General features: G+C 47.2%; 13 protein-coding genes and 1 tRNA gene. 8 read left to right on the forward strand and 6 right to left on the reverse strand.

Annotated elements, in window-relative coordinates:
• Positions 1-8 precede the first annotated feature (8 nt).
• Positions 9-1,433, reverse strand: a complete 1,425-nt coding sequence (locus EPA93_RS45385) for a protein kinase domain-containing protein (RefSeq protein ID WP_165423823.1) — start codon at positions 1,431-1,433, stop codon at positions 9-11.
• Between the two features lie 495 nt (positions 1,434-1,928).
• Here EPA93_RS45385 and EPA93_RS45390 point away from each other — a divergent pair.
• Positions 1,929-1,993 (forward strand) — tRNA-Ser (locus tag EPA93_RS45390).
• 1,149 nt (positions 1,994-3,142) lie between these two features.
• Here EPA93_RS45390 and EPA93_RS45395 read toward each other — a convergent pair.
• On the reverse strand, positions 3,143-4,264 hold the full coding sequence (locus EPA93_RS45395; RefSeq protein WP_340689252.1) for a UvrD-helicase domain-containing protein: 1,122 nt from the start codon (positions 4,262-4,264) through the stop codon (positions 3,143-3,145).
• Positions 4,265-4,413: 149 nt separating this feature from the next.
• Between EPA93_RS45395 and EPA93_RS45400 the strand changes: the two genes are divergently transcribed.
• The 3 genes from EPA93_RS45400 (at position 4,414) to EPA93_RS45410 (ending at position 6,517) form a co-directional block, all read left to right on the forward strand.
• Positions 4,414-5,064, forward strand: coding sequence for a hypothetical protein (locus tag EPA93_RS45400; protein WP_129893887.1), 651 nt, complete (start codon positions 4,414-4,416; stop codon positions 5,062-5,064).
• A gap of 600 nt (positions 5,065-5,664) precedes the next feature.
• Complete coding sequence (locus EPA93_RS45405) at positions 5,665-5,970, forward strand: hypothetical protein (RefSeq protein ID WP_129893888.1); 306 nt, start codon at positions 5,665-5,667, stop codon at positions 5,968-5,970.
• A gap of 157 nt (positions 5,971-6,127) precedes the next feature.
• Entirely contained in the window at positions 6,128-6,517 is a 390-nt protein-coding gene (locus tag EPA93_RS45410) for a hypothetical protein (protein ID WP_129893889.1), read from the forward strand.
• Positions 6,518-7,124: 607 nt separating this feature from the next.
• Here EPA93_RS45410 and EPA93_RS45415 read toward each other — a convergent pair.
• On the reverse strand, positions 7,125-7,520 hold the full coding sequence (locus tag EPA93_RS45415; RefSeq protein ID WP_129893890.1) for a hypothetical protein: 396 nt from the start codon (positions 7,518-7,520) through the stop codon (positions 7,125-7,127).
• A gap of 580 nt (positions 7,521-8,100) precedes the next feature.
• On the opposite strand from EPA93_RS45415, the gene EPA93_RS45420 reads away from it, so the two are divergent.
• The 3 genes from EPA93_RS45420 to EPA93_RS45430 all read left to right on the forward strand — a co-directional run bounded on the left by EPA93_RS45420 (position 8,101) and on the right by EPA93_RS45430 (position 11,011).
• Entirely contained in the window at positions 8,101-8,859 is a 759-nt protein-coding gene (locus EPA93_RS45420; RefSeq protein ID WP_129893891.1) for an ABC transporter permease, read from the forward strand.
• Positions 8,860-8,946: 87 nt separating this feature from the next.
• Complete coding sequence (locus EPA93_RS45425; RefSeq protein WP_129893892.1) at positions 8,947-9,990, forward strand: ABC transporter substrate-binding protein; 1,044 nt, start codon at positions 8,947-8,949, stop codon at positions 9,988-9,990.
• 580 nt (positions 9,991-10,570) lie between these two features.
• Positions 10,571-11,011: an ImmA/IrrE family metallo-endopeptidase gene (locus EPA93_RS45430; protein WP_165423824.1), complete on the forward strand. Its 441-nt coding sequence runs from the start codon at positions 10,571-10,573 to the stop codon at positions 11,009-11,011.
• Between the two features lie 226 nt (positions 11,012-11,237).
• Here EPA93_RS45430 and EPA93_RS45435 read toward each other — a convergent pair whose 3' ends face one another.
• Positions 11,238-11,594: a hypothetical protein gene (locus EPA93_RS45435; protein ID WP_129893894.1), complete on the reverse strand. Its 357-nt coding sequence runs from the start codon at positions 11,592-11,594 to the stop codon at positions 11,238-11,240.
• A 605-nt stretch (positions 11,595-12,199) separates the two neighbouring features.
• Here EPA93_RS45435 and EPA93_RS45440 point away from each other — a divergent pair.
• The gene (locus EPA93_RS45440; protein ID WP_129893895.1) at positions 12,200-15,565 is read left to right on the forward strand and encodes a type ISP restriction/modification enzyme; all 3,366 of its coding nucleotides are present in this window, start codon (positions 12,200-12,202) and stop codon (positions 15,563-15,565) included.
• Positions 15,566-15,651: 86 nt separating this feature from the next.
• Here the strand turns inward: EPA93_RS45440 and EPA93_RS50670 are convergent, their stop codons facing one another.
• Entirely contained in the window at positions 15,652-15,774 is a 123-nt protein-coding gene (locus EPA93_RS50670; protein WP_277988707.1) for a hypothetical protein, read from the reverse strand.
• A 29-nt stretch (positions 15,775-15,803) separates the two neighbouring features.
• Complete coding sequence (locus EPA93_RS45445; RefSeq protein WP_129893896.1) at positions 15,804-18,692, reverse strand: helix-turn-helix domain-containing protein; 2,889 nt, start codon at positions 18,690-18,692, stop codon at positions 15,804-15,806.
• Between the last annotated feature and the right edge of the window lie 294 nt (positions 18,693-18,986).

Here is an 18,986-nt window from a genome sequence, read left to right on the forward strand (position 1 = left end):
CTATATCTTTACGGGAAATGGCTTCTTACTGTTGCCAGTGATGGGCGTCTGTCTGGAGAACGTTCCAGACACCCCTCAATCAGTTGAATAGCCTCTTGTGGAAGCCAGTCTGCTTCAGCCCGCAATTCAGAAATGAGCTGTTCAGGCCAGGGTTTACGCCGTCCAGCTAATTTGTCCTCGGCATCCGCGAAAGGCAATCCTCCTGCCAGCATTTCCCAAGCAATGATTGCCCAGGAGAAAAGATCACTACTAACCCCACTGTTAAAACTAGCATGCCGTGTATCAGTCGTGGACTCAATATATTCTAATAATTCGGGTGATGCATAATCATCCCATTGGGGAAAACGATTATGTCCCGACTTTATATTGCTGAACTTGGTATAGCTACCTGGAATTTTTGTACAATCGAAATTGAACAGTTGAGCTACAGGAGACTCATCTGTAATTTGTATAAAAATGTTATCCGGGCGCAGGTCGCGATACGCACTCTGCTCGAAACCTGGTTGTTGTGTCAGGTAGTCCAGGGCGCTCAAAAGATCATTGAGCATCTTGAGGCGGACCGATAAATTGAATGGAATTCTTTGTAAATCTGCCTCTGTTGTATTGCCTAAAAACTTTCCATACAGCAATTCGCTGAGAAAAACACCGGGTTTGCGAGACAAGATGACATAGAGGTGAAAATCAGTGATTTTATAATGGCGATAATGAACAATATTTTTATGCTGGAGAGGACCGTCAAGCACTTCTGCATGGCGGAGCATGAGACGATCCTTTTGGTCTCGTTCTTTAGGAGAGGTAAAGAGCCGTTCGTATTCTTTAACCCAGACTTGCTCTTGCAATAAATGGCCCTCGCCTGTATAGATTTTACAGTTGAGAAACGTATCCACATGATGTTCGGCTATAATTCGATATCCCTCGATAATACGTTGTTCCAGATCTGGTCGTGGCTTCACCTCTGATAAGAAAGCATCAGCCAGAACAGATAGCTGGATAGAAGTGAGATGTACCCGCTTATCGCTGGCTGCGCGGAATGCTGCAATGAGCTGTGGAAGTTGTTCGATGTTACAGGCTCCAACTCCATCCTTTGGGCTTGGCCTGGTGGCATCTCCACCTGCAAATGAAATCTGAGCGGGGATAGTATTTGGGCGGCGTGTAAATACCAGGATAGAGTGGATGCGTGGTGCAGTGGGCAACCACTGGCGAGACTGTTTTTTTATCCTAGCCGCCATAACCCGTGCAGCCCGCTCGTAATCTGGCAGAGTGTTCTCTTCGTCTTCCCAAGCCCCATGAACAAAAAGTCTTACTTTTCCATTGACACCATCAACCTCAATACGTCGCGCATACCGGTCTTTGAAGTCGATGAAGAAGATAATATCTGGCAGAAGTAGAACTGCATCAATTTCCCAATTGATGAGCTGTTTCCCAATAAACATGATGGGAATAAGATAGCCCTCTTCCCTTGCTAAAATCTGTTGGAGATTTTTGATGGCACGTGCCTCCTGGGGCTTACTATCTTTTGAGCCAGATGAGAGCTTTATCTTTATCATTTCTAGTATCTCTTAGAAGACTTTTTTACAACTTTAAACTTTAATATATCGCAATTCCCCATTGTTTTCAATAGTTTACATGTTCACACCAGACTTTATGGGGGAAATTAGAGTAAAGTGTAGGATCTCTGAATACCTGCCTCTCTTGCATTTTGCGAAGAGATGTTCTATAGTTGCTTTGTAAGCAGTTTCAGTCACTACCAACCTGCCTATGCGAGTTGGCGAACAATTTTGTACGTCAAGGGAACAGTGCGGTAGAGGTTTGTAGCAGGTCAAAGCAGTTGGTCATGGATAAATGTGCTTCTGAACATTTTTGCAGAACATACTTACATAGAATGCAAATATATACAATACGCGTGTAAGCTATTTTATAAGAAGCAAGCGGTAATACTGCGCCAACCTGCCTTCCAAGCAGGCTGTCGCGGGTTCGAGCCCCGTCTTCCGCTCTTCTTGTAAAACCGTCGTTCTCAATGTGCTTCATAAGCTGTTTCAAAGGAAGTGAACAGTGAAGACTAATGAGAACGGCGGTTTTCTTTTTGATCAAAAGATGTTCAACGGACGCCTGCCTCGCCCGCATTGCCTCAAATAACTTCTGCCTTTCTGACAATTTCTCATCCACCCGATGCAATGCCCGGTAGTCCTCTCCAGCCCGTCCACATCGGCCTTTTTTCCCCTGGTGAGACCACAGTCTCTGTGCTCGTTGGAACCAGTGAGGCAGAAGTTATTTGAGACAAGATCACAACAAGCTTCCAGTGTTTCATGAGCAGCATAGGGGTTTTTTGAGGAGGTAAGAGGTAGAACAGTGGGTATGTAGACACCATCTCGTATTTTGTGTAAAGAGTCCCCTTCTCAAAGCTGAGAGCTGGAAGAGATAATACAGGCAAAAATTGTCCCTTGTGCCCAAAACATTCCATTTCAAACAGGAGGGAACAACAATGCCTGTATCCAAGAACAAGAGTATCACACCGAACAGCAGCCCTGGCGCGATCGAGCAAGAACCCTCACCGTTACCATCGCAGCAAACGTTTCATGAGCATTTACGTGCCTTGACAGGTGATGCCGTGCGATCCTCTGCAATTGGCAGCAAGGCCGCACTCCGTCAGCATCTGTTTGACATTGACATCCATCACATCATGGATAGAGCTAATATAGATACCTACACTACCGCCTTCGAGAAGACTCCACAAGCTATCAAGCTCGCTGCTTACATTTTCAATCTGTATGGCCTAGTACATCTGTATCAAAGGGGTCAGGGCTGTTGCATCAGTAGCAGTAATTTGTCCCTTTTTCATAGCTCCTTCAAGAAGTGGGTAGAAGATGCGCTCTACCCACTGATCGATGCGATGCTTCTTCGATGTGTCCCTTTTTCTGCCTTCTGCTCCTCTCTAGAAATTTCGTACTGAGTTTAGAATTTCAGCACTAAAATTGTATCTTCACCCTAAAACATCTCTCTCAATCGCATCTTTTTCCATCAACAAACACCGGAAAACCTGCATTGCAAAAGAGTGAGCTAAACAGGAGCGTGTGAACGTATATGATTCTACTGCTCTGTCAGAAGACCTTTCACCACAAAAACACGGAAGGACTCACATGACTCATCTCTGATCAGATTCCTCACCATTCTGCCCTATTTCTCTGTTCTCCTGTAAGATCTGGACTGCCTGTTTCGGCTGAAATTTGGGCAAGATTTCTTGCGCATGCTTCTCTGGGAGGAGCACAAGCAAATAATTTCTTGCACGAGAGCATCCTACATAGAGCAGTCGCTCCAGCTCAACTCCTTTTACCCCTTGAGTGAGCCAGCGTTCCAATTCTACTAAGATCACCACCGGACGTTCTAATCCCTTAAAGGAGTGGATGGTGGCGAGGCGTGCTTGTCGGGATGAGGATGGATTCCAATCTAATCCTGGTCCCATTGCAGGCTGTTCGGCCTTGAGCCAACTTTTCTTTCGGGAATAGGGAGTAAGCACCAAATTGGCTTCTGGTGGAATATGGTCCTCTTCTGTCAGTTTCAGTACGAGGCGCATCACTGTTTCCTGGAGAGCCTCTTTCCTTTCGTAGATCAGAAATTCGACGGGAGTACCATCAGGCCCCCGTGCTATTGGTGTACTGGCTCCTTGATAAAAATGGACAATTTGTTCATGGATACGTTTTGTGGTCCGGCAATTGATGGTGAGGAGATAAGGCGGTCCTTGCAAGGGGAGCAAGGGAGCATGTCCATATAAACACTGATTGTCATCGTAGAAAATGTAGAGAATACCCTGGTCTGGATCTGCCAGGAGTAACTGAAGAGGGGTCCACCAGTTGTCAAGGAAATCTTGTCCCTCATCAACGATAATCGCATCGTATCGAATCTGGATCCGGTTTAATGCCTCAAGTAACGTATGAGGAAGGAAGTGGCTGTAGTAGTCATTGCTTTCAGTAGCCTCTTCTGGAATGGTTAATCCTGCCTGTGGGGAAAATCGTAGGCATACTTCATGAAACGTCGAGATGGTGAGTCGCTCCTGACTGTATAGACGCTGGCGCAAATCTTGTGCAAGAAAGCGGTTATAGCACACGAGGAGTGTACGAAACCCCTGCTTCGTCAGACGAGTTGCTTTTTCTACGGCTATCATCGTTTTGCCTGAGCCTGCAAAACCACAAATGAGCATGTGTCGGCTTTCCACGATGAAGGACTGGAGGAAACTATGAGAGATACGTAGACAGGAGGCTTTCCTCACTTCGTAGATGTTGTGTTTTGTGTGAAAGAATGTTTCCAATGCATTCTGTTAACAGATCTATACTAAATACATGTTTTTATATCATGTATTTCGATTGTGTGATATTGCACAATGTGTGAATTCCCATTGTTCTCAAATTGGAAGTATCTATGCTGCTCAATCCACAAGCAGTAGAAAAACTGAAAAGCGTTACGGAGATCAGCTGGTATCCCTATTATTATCGAACCCATGCGCAAAGAAATGAGCAAGCACGCCTGTTTGTTGAAGAAGCCGGAAGACTCCTGGATCAACAAGCGGAAAGCACCATCAAGCATGTTGTGGAACTGTATTGTAAGGGCGACATTTCCTATGAATGGTACAGCGAACTCATTGAGCAAGTCAGCAAAGAAGAAGAGGCACGAGGAGCAACATTGGGAGCTGCCTCTGCACGCAATCACGTCTTTGGTTTTGCTCAAAGGACGCTAGACAGAGAAAAAGAGCAGATCGCTGCTCTGGCCCTGGCTGAAGCCAAAAAGAGCCACGAACTGGAACGGCAGAAAGCTGACCAGGCTATCAAGGAGGCCGTACGACAAGGTCTTGCAGAGATCATCACAGCCAAACAACAGTTTGAAGAGCAGAAGAACCAAAACACCCAGACGTTGCAAGAGATCGTCGAGCAAAGGCTGGCTGACCTCAATGCCCTCATGGGCGAACAGGAAGAGTACCTGCTTCGCCAAAATGAACAGCTCGTTGAGCAGACCAGGACGCAGGTCGATCAGGTGGTCTCCAGCCGGTTGCAAGAGGAAATAGACAAAAGGTAACAGGCGATCTACGAACGGGAAAACCTGCGTCCAGCTCGTGAGGCCGCCCGTGCTGCTGTCGAGCGAGTCGCCCTTCAAGAAAAGCAGTTCCAAACGTATAAGCTCCTCAGAAAGGGACTGATCGGGCTCGATGCACTGACTTTTCTTGCGCTGATCATCGTATTCCTCTTTCTGTCCTTTCCACACTGGGCCAGCGCCATTCTGCTCATTATCTTTGCATTGATCAGTCTTATGCTCTGGACATGGAAAAGTCCCGTTTCAGAACAGGCCTTGATGGACAAGAAGAAAGAGGTGGCACTCTTTCAAACCAATAGTGGCGACTACACGCTGCCATTGGGTGAAGAAGAGCGATGCGCTTTACTGGTACAACGCGTAGATCTGTTGTAAGCGATGGAAGGAGACAATTTGATCAGCATGAAGCGAAGGTCGTCTCTGTGAGTAGAGCATCTATCTTTCCAGATCAAAGCGCTTGTCCGTTTGACGTTAGAAGGATAGCACATGTAAATATAGATAGTGCATCTAGCACATGTGTAACCCCTTGTGTATGACTCCTCGTAGTGCTTTCCCCTTGTTTTCTCAGCAAAGAAGCGTTGATGGATCATGCATCGTTATGGTAGGCATGGGACAAGAGCATGGTTACGTTGGAGAAACAGACACTTCCGCGGGACACATCTTGTTGCCTCCTCTCCTCGTATTGTCGTGTTCAACGTGCCGGTAGATTTCCTTGCCAGAATCCAAAAAGTTGTTCTTGTTATGCAGGATGGCTCTCGATTTGAAGTGGAGAATAATGTGTCACTGCTCGAACAGAATGGTCAAAATATCCCCCAAAATACTCCCAGTGCTGATGAGAGATTTTTAGAATTTGCCTCCGGTCTCGGCAAGTTGAGCGCGGAGAAAAGACTATGAGGCATTGGACGATCCATTTACGTCCAGATCAAGCACTCAGTCAGAGATTGAATATGAGGCTCACAAACTCTACCTCAGCATGTTGGCACATGGAGACAGTTTTACGGCCTGGAGCAACGCTCAAGAGGCTATAGCTGAGTATCTTAGGCGCTTTGATATGGCGCGTTTGAAGAGGCTTGCAGAACTGAGTGGAGCTACGACGAGAGGCACACAGAGGCTGGTTGTTGCTGCCATTAAAGATAGAAATAAGAGCAATGGTTCTTCATCAGAACGCAATGTTCATCAGACCAGAGCTCTTATTCGAGCGTATCAAAGTCTTGTGGCTGATGAGCAAATCACGGATGAGCTAGTTGATGAAGAAAACTTCCAGATCCAGGAGAGAGCCATGCTCTATCTGAAACGCACTGGTCATGATCGTGCTCATTATGAAGCGCTTAAAAATAGCGATAACAGTTCTAGGCATTGCACTGTTGCTTGCTTTTGCCCTCCTCATTCCACTGCCTCCTCATCTACGATGGTAGTAGATGATCATGCAAAGCGCTCGTAGTAGTAGCGAAGATCTCATCTTTAGAGGGTCGGTGTTAAAACCGGCCCCCTTTTTTGTCATTTGTCAAATATAAAGAGTAGGTTCTATAGCGTTGCACCACGAGAGATCTTACCCGTGAGTAAGATTTTTCGTCCTCTTTCTCCCCGTCCATTTGTGTGCTTGCAAGAAGATCTCCATGGGCTTCAAACTCATCCTGGAAACGACCAAGGATTGGCTTCCCTTGCATTCTCGGGGAAGATTTCTCGGCACTTACTTGCTTTTAGAGAAGCATCTCTTCATCAGATGACAAAGCTCTTCCTAATCAATTACTCATGTATGCTCTTGGGCAAGAAAAATGCTGCAGCACGACTATCCTCTATCCCACCACCTCATCTGAGGCGAAAAAGGCCAGTATAGAGGTCCGTATCTCACTCATGCAAAGGGATATGTTACCGTAGTACTGCGCCCTGTAGACCTGTTGCTATTGAATGCACTACTAGAGTTCGCAAGAACAAGAGATAACATGCGCGAGCGAACAAGCTTTGCTCAACGGCTTGTTGAGGGAACATAGCGTTCCCTAATATGGGAATAGAGCAGCTCAGCTGAGGCTGCAGGAGACTGCTGCCCCTCAAGCCGCGCGCTGGAATATGGCTGGTGAGCTGTCAAAAGAGGTGGGGATGACAGGGACTGCAAGGCAGCGCTCATCACAGAACCCAAAACCAATCCATTGCCCCAACATTTGCGCCACATCCGAGAGACCTTTGAGCAAAAAGCTTTGTCCAGGCACCTGACCGGTTAGGCGCAGGACCAGCAGAGCAATGGCAAAGAGGCCGATATAGCCGCCAACTATCCAGATACCCCAGCGTTCAAGTTGAGGACTACGAGCAAGCGCATCACCGTGAAGGAGGGGAGCGTGTGCTCCGAGGGGCGAGGCTTGCCCGCTCCGTTCATTACTCCTCGCTGCTTCTTGAGCACGAGGTAGCCAGTCAGCCGCCTTAGGGACCTGTCTTGGACCTTGCATCATACACGAGCATCTCCTTTTCGAACATTTCCAGGGGGTGCAGCCTCACAGAAAGACTTCTGTGGAAGGAGAAGAGTGACACGGTGTGATCAGGATAGATTACCGGAGCTCGTCATGCGCGTTTCTCGACTGGGAAGAGAGCATTTTCTTGTTCCGCATATAGAACATCTCTAGATGCAGTTAAAGCTGTATCCTGTTCCTTCAAAACAAGGCAAGCATGCTCATTCTAGATGAACTATCTTTGATTCAGGTAATTTTTCTGTTACTCTTTTCCTATTTTTTAGTACTTTCTATAAGATAAAACTATTCCTACTTGCTTATCAACAGGCAGCTTGATATAATGTGTGGCGCATGATCAAAAAAAGCTAGCGCTTGACCATGGCTTAGAAATTTTTTATGATAATATATACGAACTATATTTATATGAATGAAAAATTCATAAAAGCAGTGTTTGTCAAAGTACTTGCTCCAGATGAATGTCCTTATATCAGCATTGCAATTCAGGACCATTATGAGGGAGGGGCATGGTATGCTCTCCCTTGAGCACCAGCTGACCACATCTCGGATGAAGGAGTCATCAGCAATGAAGCCATCACCGCTTGCGCGCAACGTTCCCGCATTCCTGTTGGCCTTGCTGTTGCTGCTGCTGTGGGAAGGCTACGTCCGTCTCAGGCAAGTTAGTAGCCTCATCCTTCCAACTCCAGATGCTATCCTTGCCGCTTTGCTGGCCAACTGGGATATTCTGCTGGGACATACGATTCAGACCACTCTGGAAACGGTCATCGGCATCCTTGTGGCTGTTGCTCTCGGTCTTGCGCTCGCTCTCTGGCTGGATCTTGCTCCTGCCTGCCGCCGCGCCGTCTACCCCCTTCTGATTGTCTCACAAACCATTCCGATGATTGCACTGGCTCCGCTGCTGTTGCTCTGGTTTGGGTTTGGCTTCCTCCCCAAACTGCTGGTCGTCGTACTCTATTGCTTTTTTCCCATCATCGTGGCCTGTCTCGATGGGCTGGAAAGTACACCTCCAGAGCTGATGCGCTTGCTCAAAAGTATGCACGCCACCCGATGGCAAACGCTCTGGCTGGTCCGCTTGCCAGGGGCGATGCCGTCCTTTTTTTCTGGCCTGCGCATTGCTGCCACCTATAGTGTGACCGCCGCAATTTTCGGGGAATACGTCGGAGCTTTCCAGGGATTAGGGATCTATATGCAAACGTCGGCCAATGCCCATGCCACGGTACTAGTCTTTGCAGCCCTGGTTGTGACAGCTGTCCTCAGCTTGCTGCTCTTTGGGCTGGCCTCGCTTTTAGCACACCTGGCTCTGCCATGGCAGGCGAAAACGTGAGGCGCAGTCAGATGATTTCCTGCGCCTGCGCTCAGTGGTGTGTTGCAGCATACGCCGTCAGTCTCGTTGTTAAAGGAGGTTAGGCCTATGAACATACGCAGATCCATCTTGATCGCTGGGATCGTTACGCTGGTCCTCCTGGTGGTGATTGGCGCTTTTCTCTGGCAGCGTTCACACCTGCCAGAAGGGAGCACCAGCCCCGGAAATGCCAAAGCGCTTACAAAGTTGCGCCTGGCCTTAGATTTCACGCCCAATCCCAATCATACGGGGATCTACGTAGCGCTGCAGAAAGGGTGGTATCAGCAGGCAGGCATTGATCTGGAGATCCTCCCATTTTCCCCCAATGCCTTCCCTGATGTCTTGGTCACTACCGGCAAAGCTGATATTGCCATCAGTTCCACAGAATCTGTGGTCCTGGATGATGCGCAAGGACAAAAAATTATCTCTATTGCGGGCATCACCGCTCATAACACCTCGCTGTTGGTGACACGTGCCGACTCAGCCGCCAAGCGTCCGCGTGATCTGGATGGCAAGATCTACGGAGGCTATGGAGCACCATATGAACAGCCCATCGTCTCAGCTGTTATTCGACATGATGGGGGAAAAGGAACCTTCAAAAATGTGACCTTGGGAACCGATGCCATTCAAGCGCTGGCGAGTCATCAGATTGATTTCGCCTGGGTGTTCGGCCTGGACGTGGTGCAAGCCGAGCAGCAAGGAGTCAAGTTGAAAACGTTTCCCGTGACCCAATATGGCATTCCTGATTACTACGCACCAACCTTGGTGACGAGTACAGAAACGATGCAGCAGCAAGCAGCGTTGCTTACCCGGTTTATGCATGTTACCCAGCGCGGCTATGCCTTTGCCCAGACCCACCCACAAGAGGCGGCCAGATTGCTCATTCAGGCCGCGCCCAAAGGAACATTTCCGAGCGAGGCGCAGGTCGAGCCAGAGCAGCGCTATGTGAGCCCTCTCTACGCGGATGGGACAAAATGGGGCGTGCAGCGCTCCGAAGCCTGGAAGGACTATACAAATTTTATCTTGCAGACTGGCTCGGTCAAGGATGCCGCTGGCAAGCCTGTGGACCATCTGGAAAGCACTACCCTCTATACCAATGCGTTTGTGCAATAAGACCAACAAGTTCTTGCTCAGTGTCTAGGGAAGAACATTAGCTGCAGGGACCTGCTGGATGGGCAGCTTCAGGTGCTCACAGGAGGTTCCGACCAGCATCTCCCCTTGGTTCTTTAGGGACAAACGCACCGGAACGTTCCTATATTACTGCCCTCTATCATGTGTTGTCTTGATAAAGTGATAAAGAGGCGGGAAGAGAACAACGAATATCTGGACGCTGAATGCGAATGCGTTTCCGTACTATGCGAGCCAGGATAGTATCGGAATGAGCGAAGAAGCTATACAAATGTCGAGGCTTAAAAGTAAGCAATTGGTGATTGATGAGCAAGAAATACTATGTGCATATAGATGCATTATCTTCTGCATTGTGCAAGATACATTTTAATCTATATTAATGTGTTTCTTGTATACAGGAACCCAATACACGGTTTTTATCTTATCATAGATATATAGAAAAATGCAATTTGAATCGATTGGAGCATCACATGCTGGATAGGATGTAATTATATTTCCATCGTTTCTATCATGCGTCGAACGAACGATCAATAGAAGGCATGAATAGAAAAAGAACAATCAACATGTGTGCAAACTTCTTGAAACGCGAGAGGATTATCATAACCATTATGGGCGATTGCTGAAAGAATCGTTTGCCAAATGCTGGTCAGGCACAACTCTACATATTAAAGATGGGGAACATATTATTATGATCAACCCGGAACATCATATCTCACGTCGGACCTTTACCATTGCACACGAATTTGGACATCTTGCTCTTTCTCACCGACCTATTACTATTACTGATGACGGCTTGCCCCTCTCCCGCTATAGTGATGAACAAGAGTTAGAAGCTCACAGCTATGGGTTAGCGTTTCTCATGCCATACGCACCTCTTCTGCAAATGCTTAAACAAGGTGCATCTGTACAAAGTCTTGCGTACCATTACGGGATCAGTACTGCTGCCACTGAGATGAGAATAAAAATAACAGGTCTCTGGGACCTGATAAAGAAAAAAGGCGGCTAGCCTTTCTTTAAAAGACTTTATGTGCCAAAAACCTCCCAATATATCATGTTAACTATAATCATTTTAGTACCCCATTGCATCACGAGAAGTATGTGACACCCCGAATTTTGCGGAAAGAGCTTTGCCAAGAGTGGAGCTAGCCAAAGGGAAACTATCTGCGATAGAATGAAAGCGGACCAAACAAACGAGCCTCAGCCTATCAAAGCCACGTTTCCATAGAGGGAGACTATGGATCAGGAGTAAGGAGATATCCCTGTTGATCCACTAGGAGATCTCGCCATTGGTTTGTGTTAATCCACTCTACCGGATTGTCTACGAGAAACTGTTCATAAATAGCTATCTCCTTTTTCATCTCTTCTCGCTGTTGTTCGTTGCTCTCTTCATCTATGAGTAAATTCTTTGCAACAGCTATAGCATCTTCTATAAATTGATGGACTACAGGCATACGGTTTGAGCGACAAAGACAGTAGGCAATGTATCGGTACGCATTGTACTCCCCTCCCTCCTTAGGAGACATGGTGTCTCTGAAGGTTGTATATCGCTGCACTACAGCTCTGGATATTGGTACAGCTGTTTCACCCATGTTTTCCTCCTCAAAGTAGAAGATTTAGGTACGAGAGAAGTTCGTGCCTTAGATAATTATCTGTTGCTTCCGACATGATGTAAGAAGTAATGAACATAGCAAAATGAAGATACAAATTATCATTGTTGCGCGATATATAACAGATAATACAGAGAAATTTAGCGAGTATACATAAAACTCATACAGAAGTACCAAGGGTTTTGTACATCTTCTTTTATCATTTCTAGTTTCAGCCAGCGAAGAACACGTGAATCTTTAAATAGAACGTTTGTTTGTTGAAAAGTTTTCTATCTACTCTTATACTCTATATATGACATAATCATAATATTCATTTCCTGTAACCGCTCTTCCTTCACTATAGAGTAATGTAACTTGTGACTTCTAAGCACTTTAGGGGTTAGAGAAGGAGTGTGAAATGTGAGCATTGCTGGACCTCATGTATTTGTCTCACGACTCTATTTTTGTTGGACTGATTTTTTGTGGCATCGGTGCCCCCTTCATACTATCCCTCCTCCCGAGAAAGTACCAGCCTTTCATCTTTGACCAGAGAATACGAGCTGGCAGTATTATGAAAGATATCTCACCTACTTGGAGGAAAAGAAGCAATGAGAGAAGGGTTGATGCGCAGCTATCTCAGGCATCTTGAAATATACTACACACTAGGTCGCGCAACAGAAATAAGCTATCGCTCAGCCTTACAGAAATTATTGGAAGAATTACTTTCTCCCGTCTCCATCAGAGCGCTAAATGAACCCAAACGTGAGAAATGTGGTGCTCCAGATTATGCAGTGTTGCGAGAGGATGGTCAAGGCTACCTTACTATTGGCCATGTTGAGACAAAAAACATTGGCACTTCGCTTGATATGGTCGAATGTACCGACCAGATGAGTCGTTATTTACGTGCAATTGACAACCTCGTGCTCACGAATTATCTGGAGTTTCGCTGGTATGTCAAAGGCGAAAGACGCATGGTAGCTCAACTAGCTACACTGCAAGGAAGTAAATCACTCCTCTTACAAAAGTCAGGCCCGAAGAATGCAGGTGATCTTCTCTGTAGTTTTCTTGAACATCATGCGGAGATGGTTTATGACCCCAAAGACTTGGCTGCACGCATGGCACGGCTGGCACACATCATCCGCGATATAATTGTAGCAGCCCTTGAAGAGAACGAGGTTTCTAATATTGTAAGGGAGCTATACGAGGCATTCAAGAGCATTCTTATTCCTGATCAGCCTATCACTGAATTTGCCGATATGTTTGCCCAAACACTGGTTTATGGTATCTTTGCAGCACGCTGTAACTACAAAAGCAAAAAGCTCTTTCGACGTGAAGATGCAGCAAAAGCCATTCCTCGTTCTAACCCATTTCTCCGCGACCTTTTTACTCTCATAGATGCAAAGATTGACGATGAACCATTTGCAGGCTTTATAGACGAATTAGTACAGTTATTGGCTGTCGCTGATATGGATGCACTATTTGCTAGTTTTGGTCAACTTACACGCCAAGAAGATCCTATTATCCATTTCTATGAAACATTTCTTTCCGAGTATGATCCTCAACTCCGTGAATTGCGCGGTATCTATTACACTCCAACACCGATTGTTTCTTATATAGTTCGCTCAGTCGATTATCTACTCCGTAAACATTTTGAGTGCTCAGATGGACTTGCGGATACGTCAACTATTCAGTATACCTATATTGACGAGCTTAGAGAGCGGCAGATTGCATACTCACCTCGTGTGCTTATCCTCGATCCTGCATGTGGCACAGGTACATTCCTGTATGCTATTATCAATTATATCCGCCAAATGTACCGTCAGATGGGCAATGCAGGCATGTGGTCGGGGTATGTCCATGAACACTTATTGCCTCGTCTCTTTGGTTTTGAACTTATGATGGCTCCCTATGTCGTTGCGCATCTAAAGTTAGGTATGCAATTGGCTGCACTTGATCTCCCAGTAGAAGAAAGAGACGACTGGACATACACATTTGAGAGTGGGGAGCGCTTGGGCCTCTATCTTACTAATACACTGGAACAAAGACTGAGTCGTTCTAAGCTATTGCTAGGTAGTTTTATCTCGGATGAGGCCAATGCTGCCGCGAAAGTCAAAAGCGATTATCCAGTCATGGTGATAATTGGTAATCCTCCTTACTCAGGTCATTCGGCGAATGATGGACCTTGGATTACAAACTTGCTACATGGTATTGATACTCAATCGAATAACAAGAAGGAATACGCTAAATTAGCGATGCAGAAAGTGGGAAATTACTTTGCCGTTGATGAAGGACCGCTCCACGAGAAGAATCCTAAGTGGCTCAATGATGACTATGTTAAGTTTATTCGCTTTGCCCAATGGCGCATTGAGCAAACAGGTTATGGCATTCTCGCTTTTGTTACGAACCACGGTTATCTGGATAACCCTACATTTAGGGGAATGCGCCAAAGTTTAATGCACAGCTTTGATGAGATTTATGTTCTCGATTTACATGGCAGTAGCAAGAGAAACGAACTATTTTCACATGGTGTGAAAGACGAAAATGTCTTTGATATCCAGACAGGGGTGGCAATTGGTATATTTGTGAAGCAGCAAGTGGAAAATAGCAAAAATAAAATATGTAAGGTATATCACGCACATTTGTGGGGAGCGCGTGATAGAGAGCAAGTATCTAATCAAGATCAGCCGCCTCTCGTCGGTAAATATCCCTGGCTCTTAACTCATGACATAACAACGACAGGATGGGTGCAACTTTCTCCTGAAGCTCCTTTTTACTTATTTGTTCCACAAGAAAGCAACAGGAACTTACGTATGGAATACGAAAGAGGGAAAAAACTGACAGAGATAATGCCAGTCAACGTTCTTGGTTTCCAGACGCATCGTGATCATTTTGCTGTAGATTTTGATGAAGACAGTTTATACAATCGCATATCCGAAATGCTAGAAACACGCATATCTGATAAGGAATATACAGAGAAATATAAGCTCTCGAATAGTGCAAGCTGGCAGATCGCTGAAGCCCGCAAAGCGCTTCGTTCAGATAGAGATTGGCAAAAACATTTTCTTCGCTGTCTCTATAGGCCATTTGACTGGAGGTACTGTTATTTTAGCTATGTTGCTATGGACCGTCCTCGTCGAGAGTTATTGGAGCACGTTGCTGACAAAAGTAATCTATGCCTTCTAGCGTCACGGCAACAAGCCACAACTGGCTATAGGCATACCTGGGTTACAAGAGAAGTAGCCAATGATTGTGTCATTTCAACAACAAGCAGAGAAGCCAATCAGGCATTTCCCTTGTACCTCTACCCAAATAGGAAATCAGGAGAACTCTTCGAGGCTGATGAACATATTCGTGTCTTGCAGAGCCGTCGTCCTAATCTATCATCTCCGTTTGTTACAGATCTGTCCAAGAAGATCTCTATGCAATTTATTGGAGAGGGACAAGGGGATCTGCTGCAAAGTTTTGGGGCAGAAGACATCTTCCATTATATATATGCAATACTTCACTCACCAACGTACCGTATACGGTACTCTGAATTCCTTAAAATGGACTTTCCGCGCCTACCCGTGACTTCAGATGCAAATCTCTTTCGTAAATTATGTAGATTAGGAGACTTGCTGGTTGGTTTGCATCTCATGGAAAAAATAGGACAGGTTATAACCAGGTATCCTATAAAGGGAAACAATGTGGTTGAGAAAATAGAATATAAGGACCTCTCCAGTCGACTCGAACAAGGATGTGTGTATATCAATAAAACTCAGTACTTTGAAGATGTACCACCAGAGGTATGGAAATTCCAAGTCGGAGGACATCAAGTTTGTCTGAGATGGCTCAAATATCGTCAAGGTCGCTCTTTATCCTTTGATGATATTCAGCATTACCAACGAATAGTTGCCGCGTTGAGAGAAACCATCCAGGTCGTGGAACGGATAGATGAAACCATTGAAGAGCAAGGGGGATGGCCTATTCGATAGTTGCTACGCTCATAACGCTTCCAGTATTGTGCGTATCGCAACGAAAAACTGTTTGTGGCGATAGCAGAGAGGCTGCTCCACCCTCTTTAATGCGAGAAAGGGCCGCACTCACGTTGCCAAAAACGTGGGAGGGGCAAGATCCCTCTGCCTGCGCCGGGTAGCCTGGGCAAGGTAGTCTTGCCCCTCCCACGCCCACCAAGAATGACCATAAGGCAGGCTCCTCATTTTGTCACTTCTGTCACGAGAAGCGTTGCAAGATCTTGATGCCGCGCCATATCCGCGCCGTGTTGGTGCGGCCAGGCCGGCAGCCTCTCGCTTTCATCTGAGCAGCAAACTCACGCCGAGAAAGCAAGGGAACGCTGTTTTGAACAGAGGCAGTCCATTGCTCATAGGCGCTCCATAACTCGCTGATGCGGCACGTAGCGAGGGGTGACAGACAACAACAGGCATCTAGAAACGCTTGTACAGGATCAGATGTTGGGGAAGATGCCTCTTCCTCCTCGACCCGAGGAGCCAGTGTCTGACAGTTTCCGGGTTTCTGGCTACCCACATATACAGTTGCTTCTACCAGTAGCTCTGTATCCTGTATTTTTGCCTCCTGCTCCTCTTGCAACTGAGTAAGGAGCGTCTGAGCAGCGACTGTTTGTGGATGTGAGTCACCAAGTGTACTTAAGTAGATAGTGAGAGCTTGTTCGGCCAGGAGAGACGCTTCATTTTGTCGGCCCTGCCTCTTGCGCAGATGGGCTATTTCTTGCAGAGTTTCGGCGGTCTCAGGATGAAACAGGCCCAGGTGTGTTTCTCGGATTTGCATAACATCTTGATAAAGGGGTTCTGCCTGCTCAAACTGGCCTGAATCCCGATACGCGTTCGCCAGGCCAAGGGTTGGAATGGCTATGTCGGGATGATCTGGACCATATGCCTGCTCCCAGATCTGCCTTGACTGCTGATAGAGTGTGATGGCTTGCTCATACCTGCCCATATCTATGTAGATATCTGCCATATTGTTGAGTGGAATACTGATCCAGGGATGCTCAGGACCCAGCATTTGTTTCTGAAAAGAGAGCGCACGCAGACAGGTTTCTGCGGCTTGGTCATACTGACCGATCTCTCGATACACGATTGCCAGGTTGCTCAGGGCACCTGCTGTATGCACTGATGGCGGGTTTTGGTGTTCCCAGATGGAAAGTGCTCCTTGAGCAGCCTTGATCGCCTGTTCATATTTGCCTGTTTTCCAGTAGGTCAATGATATATTATTGAGGAGATGTGCTTTATCAAACGGCGTTGGCTCCTCTGCCTGTTCTAAAATATGCATCGCTCGCTCGCCCAGGGCCTCCGCTGGCTCATACCGACCCTGATTGTAATAAAGTATGAGCAGCTGGATGAGCGATGGAACCAGCAGTGGATGCTCAGAACCTAAGGCCTGTTCGCGGATCTGTAAGCTACGTAGCCCTACCGCTTCCGACTGCTCGTAGTTGCCCAGGTCCATCAAAAGCCGGGCCAGTCCGGTGAGAGGAAAGGCAACAAGCGGATGCTCCTCGCCCAGACCGAGCTCTCGCAAGCGGATCGCGCGTCGATAACATGCCTCTGCCTGCTGATATTGCACACGCTTAAGCAAGTAAGTTCCCGCCTTCCATAAGAGGTCTGCCAACGCTTGTTCCAGAGGATGATCTGGCAACTGGTCGGCACAACACAGTACATGGGGCAAGAGGCGCTCACACTGGCTCCATTGGCTTTCAGGGATGCTAGGAAAGCAGGCATTGAGTGCTATTACCAGTTCCTGCACTCGCTTCAGTCGCTCCTCTGCACTTATTTGTTCGCGCAGCACTACCTGTACCAGACGATGAAGAGAAAACGTATATGTCTCGGGGTGTCGTTGGATCAAGGAGAGGCTATGCAGGACAGCTAATGCCTCGCCAACCTGGGGAAGACTACATGCTGCATACTGCTCTCCTGTGTCAACGCTATGTTCTACAAAGATCTCTTCGGGAATGGCTTCGGGCGATAAGAAGGCACAGTAACGTAGCAGATCAACTGCAGCTCTGTTCTTCTGAGCAATATGCTGACAGGCCAGAGAGATGGTGCCTGCAACTGATGCAGGATGTGTAGTAGGTGCAGCTCCCCGCCTGCTCAAGAATTCATAGTGTTCTTGCTTATACTGGCGCAGATAGTAGGAGAAGCTACAGCCAGCTTCCTCAATGTAGGCTCCAACCTGGTCCAGTGCTAAAGGCAGCCCCCCCATTTCTCGCACCAACTGTGTCACAGCCGCGTCTTCTTCGGAGGAGCCTGGCACATCGTTGTCCCCTCTACCTATCAATGTACGCATGACAGCCAGACCTCCCTGCGGACCTACCTTAGCGCGTTTGGCTCGCCGCCACAACAAGCATCTCCCCTCTTCTATTTCAAGGGGAGGCACCTCTATCCCCTGGGCAAGAGTGCCAGTGATGGCGCTGCGGGTTGTGATCAGCATGGCACCTGCCCGCACAGGTGGTAGCAGGTGGGAAAGCTGTTCGAGCGTTTTCAGGTTATCCCAGATCAGCAGCCAACGTGCGTGGTTGCTGAGCCAGCGTTGGACCGCAGCCATGTTGTGCTGCTGATCGGCTTGTTGATGTTCGGGGAGGCGTAACAGGGTAGCGATGCGCTCGAAGCTGGTCAGGATGCTTTTCTCAGTTTCTGCGTCGATCCAGAAGAGCGCGTGATAGGTGTTAGCGTGGCGATAAGCATACTCTAGCACAATCTGCGTTTTCCCGACTCCTCCCAATCCCTGCAAAGCATACATGCGCAGGCCTGTGGTAGCTTGATCGGGATGCAGACAAGTGTGCAGCATGGAAAGTAGGTTCTCTCGTCCCGTAAAATATGGATTGCGGTGAAATGGAACCGCCCAATGAGAGGTAATGACCGTCAGGCTGGCCTCTAACAGGCTACGTGTCTCCTGCTCATCCAACCCTAACTGGCGTGCAACTTCTAACACGATGGTCCTGCTTTCTGGCAGGTATTCGCCCCGCTCCCAGATACCAATCGTGTTCCCATGAACCCCTACTCGCTCAGCAAGCCCATATTGGGTCAGCCGCTGACGTTTGCGAAACAGTCTAAGAAGCTCTCCAAAGGAGGAAGATGTGGAAATTTCCATCTGGAAGAATACTCTCCTTGCTGCTGTTTTTGAGAGAGGAGTTTTACGCTCCTTAAATAGAAACTTTCTTGAATATACAACTATCTTGTGTATTTCCTCTAGTAGACTACTTGTTAGTACTATACTGAGTGCTTCTTTAAGAGGCCACTATGGGAAATGGAAGCATTGGAGCGCTTCCTCACCTCTTCTGCACAGAGCCCCTGCAATCCTCGGCGGAAGACGTTCCTTCTCTCAGAGGGCCAGCCTTGCACTCTTTTTCCGAACGGCTCTCTTGCTTTTGCATAAGCAAGGGAT

This window comes from Ktedonosporobacter rubrisoli (assembly GCF_004208415.1).
Classification (GTDB): domain Bacteria; phylum Chloroflexota; class Ktedonobacteria; order Ktedonobacterales; family Ktedonobacteraceae; genus Ktedonosporobacter; species Ktedonosporobacter rubrisoli.

Bases quoted from the DNA above. Each gene is read 5' to 3' on its own strand.
- EPA93_RS50670 (WP_277988707.1), bottom strand. From the start codon at position 15,774: ATGGTCATTCTTGGTGGGCGTGGGAGGGGCAAGACTACCTTGCCCAGG.
- EPA93_RS45385 (WP_165423823.1), bottom strand. From the start codon at position 1,433: ATGTTTATTGGGAAACAGCTCATCAATTGGGAAATTGATGCAGTTCTA.
- EPA93_RS45410 (WP_129893889.1), top strand. From the start codon at position 6,128: ATGGCGCGTTTGAAGAGGCTTGCAGAACTGAGTGGAGCTACGACGAGA.
- EPA93_RS45405 (WP_129893888.1), top strand. From the start codon at position 5,665: ATGCATCGTTATGGTAGGCATGGGACAAGAGCATGGTTACGTTGGAGA.
- EPA93_RS45420 (WP_129893891.1), top strand. From the start codon at position 8,101: ATGAAGCCATCACCGCTTGCGCGCAACGTTCCCGCATTCCTGTTGGCC.
- EPA93_RS45445 (WP_129893896.1), bottom strand. From the start codon at position 18,692: ATGGAAATTTCCACATCTTCCTCCTTTGGAGAGCTTCTTAGACTGTTT.
- EPA93_RS45435 (WP_129893894.1), bottom strand. From the start codon at position 11,594: ATGGGTGAAACAGCTGTACCAATATCCAGAGCTGTAGTGCAGCGATAT.
- EPA93_RS45440 (WP_129893895.1), top strand. From the start codon at position 12,200: ATGAGAGAAGGGTTGATGCGCAGCTATCTCAGGCATCTTGAAATATAC.
- EPA93_RS45425 (WP_129893892.1), top strand. From the start codon at position 8,947: ATGAACATACGCAGATCCATCTTGATCGCTGGGATCGTTACGCTGGTC.
- EPA93_RS45415 (WP_129893890.1), bottom strand. From the start codon at position 7,520: ATGATGCAAGGTCCAAGACAGGTCCCTAAGGCGGCTGACTGGCTACCT.
- EPA93_RS45400 (WP_129893887.1), top strand. From the start codon at position 4,414: ATGCTGCTCAATCCACAAGCAGTAGAAAAACTGAAAAGCGTTACGGAG.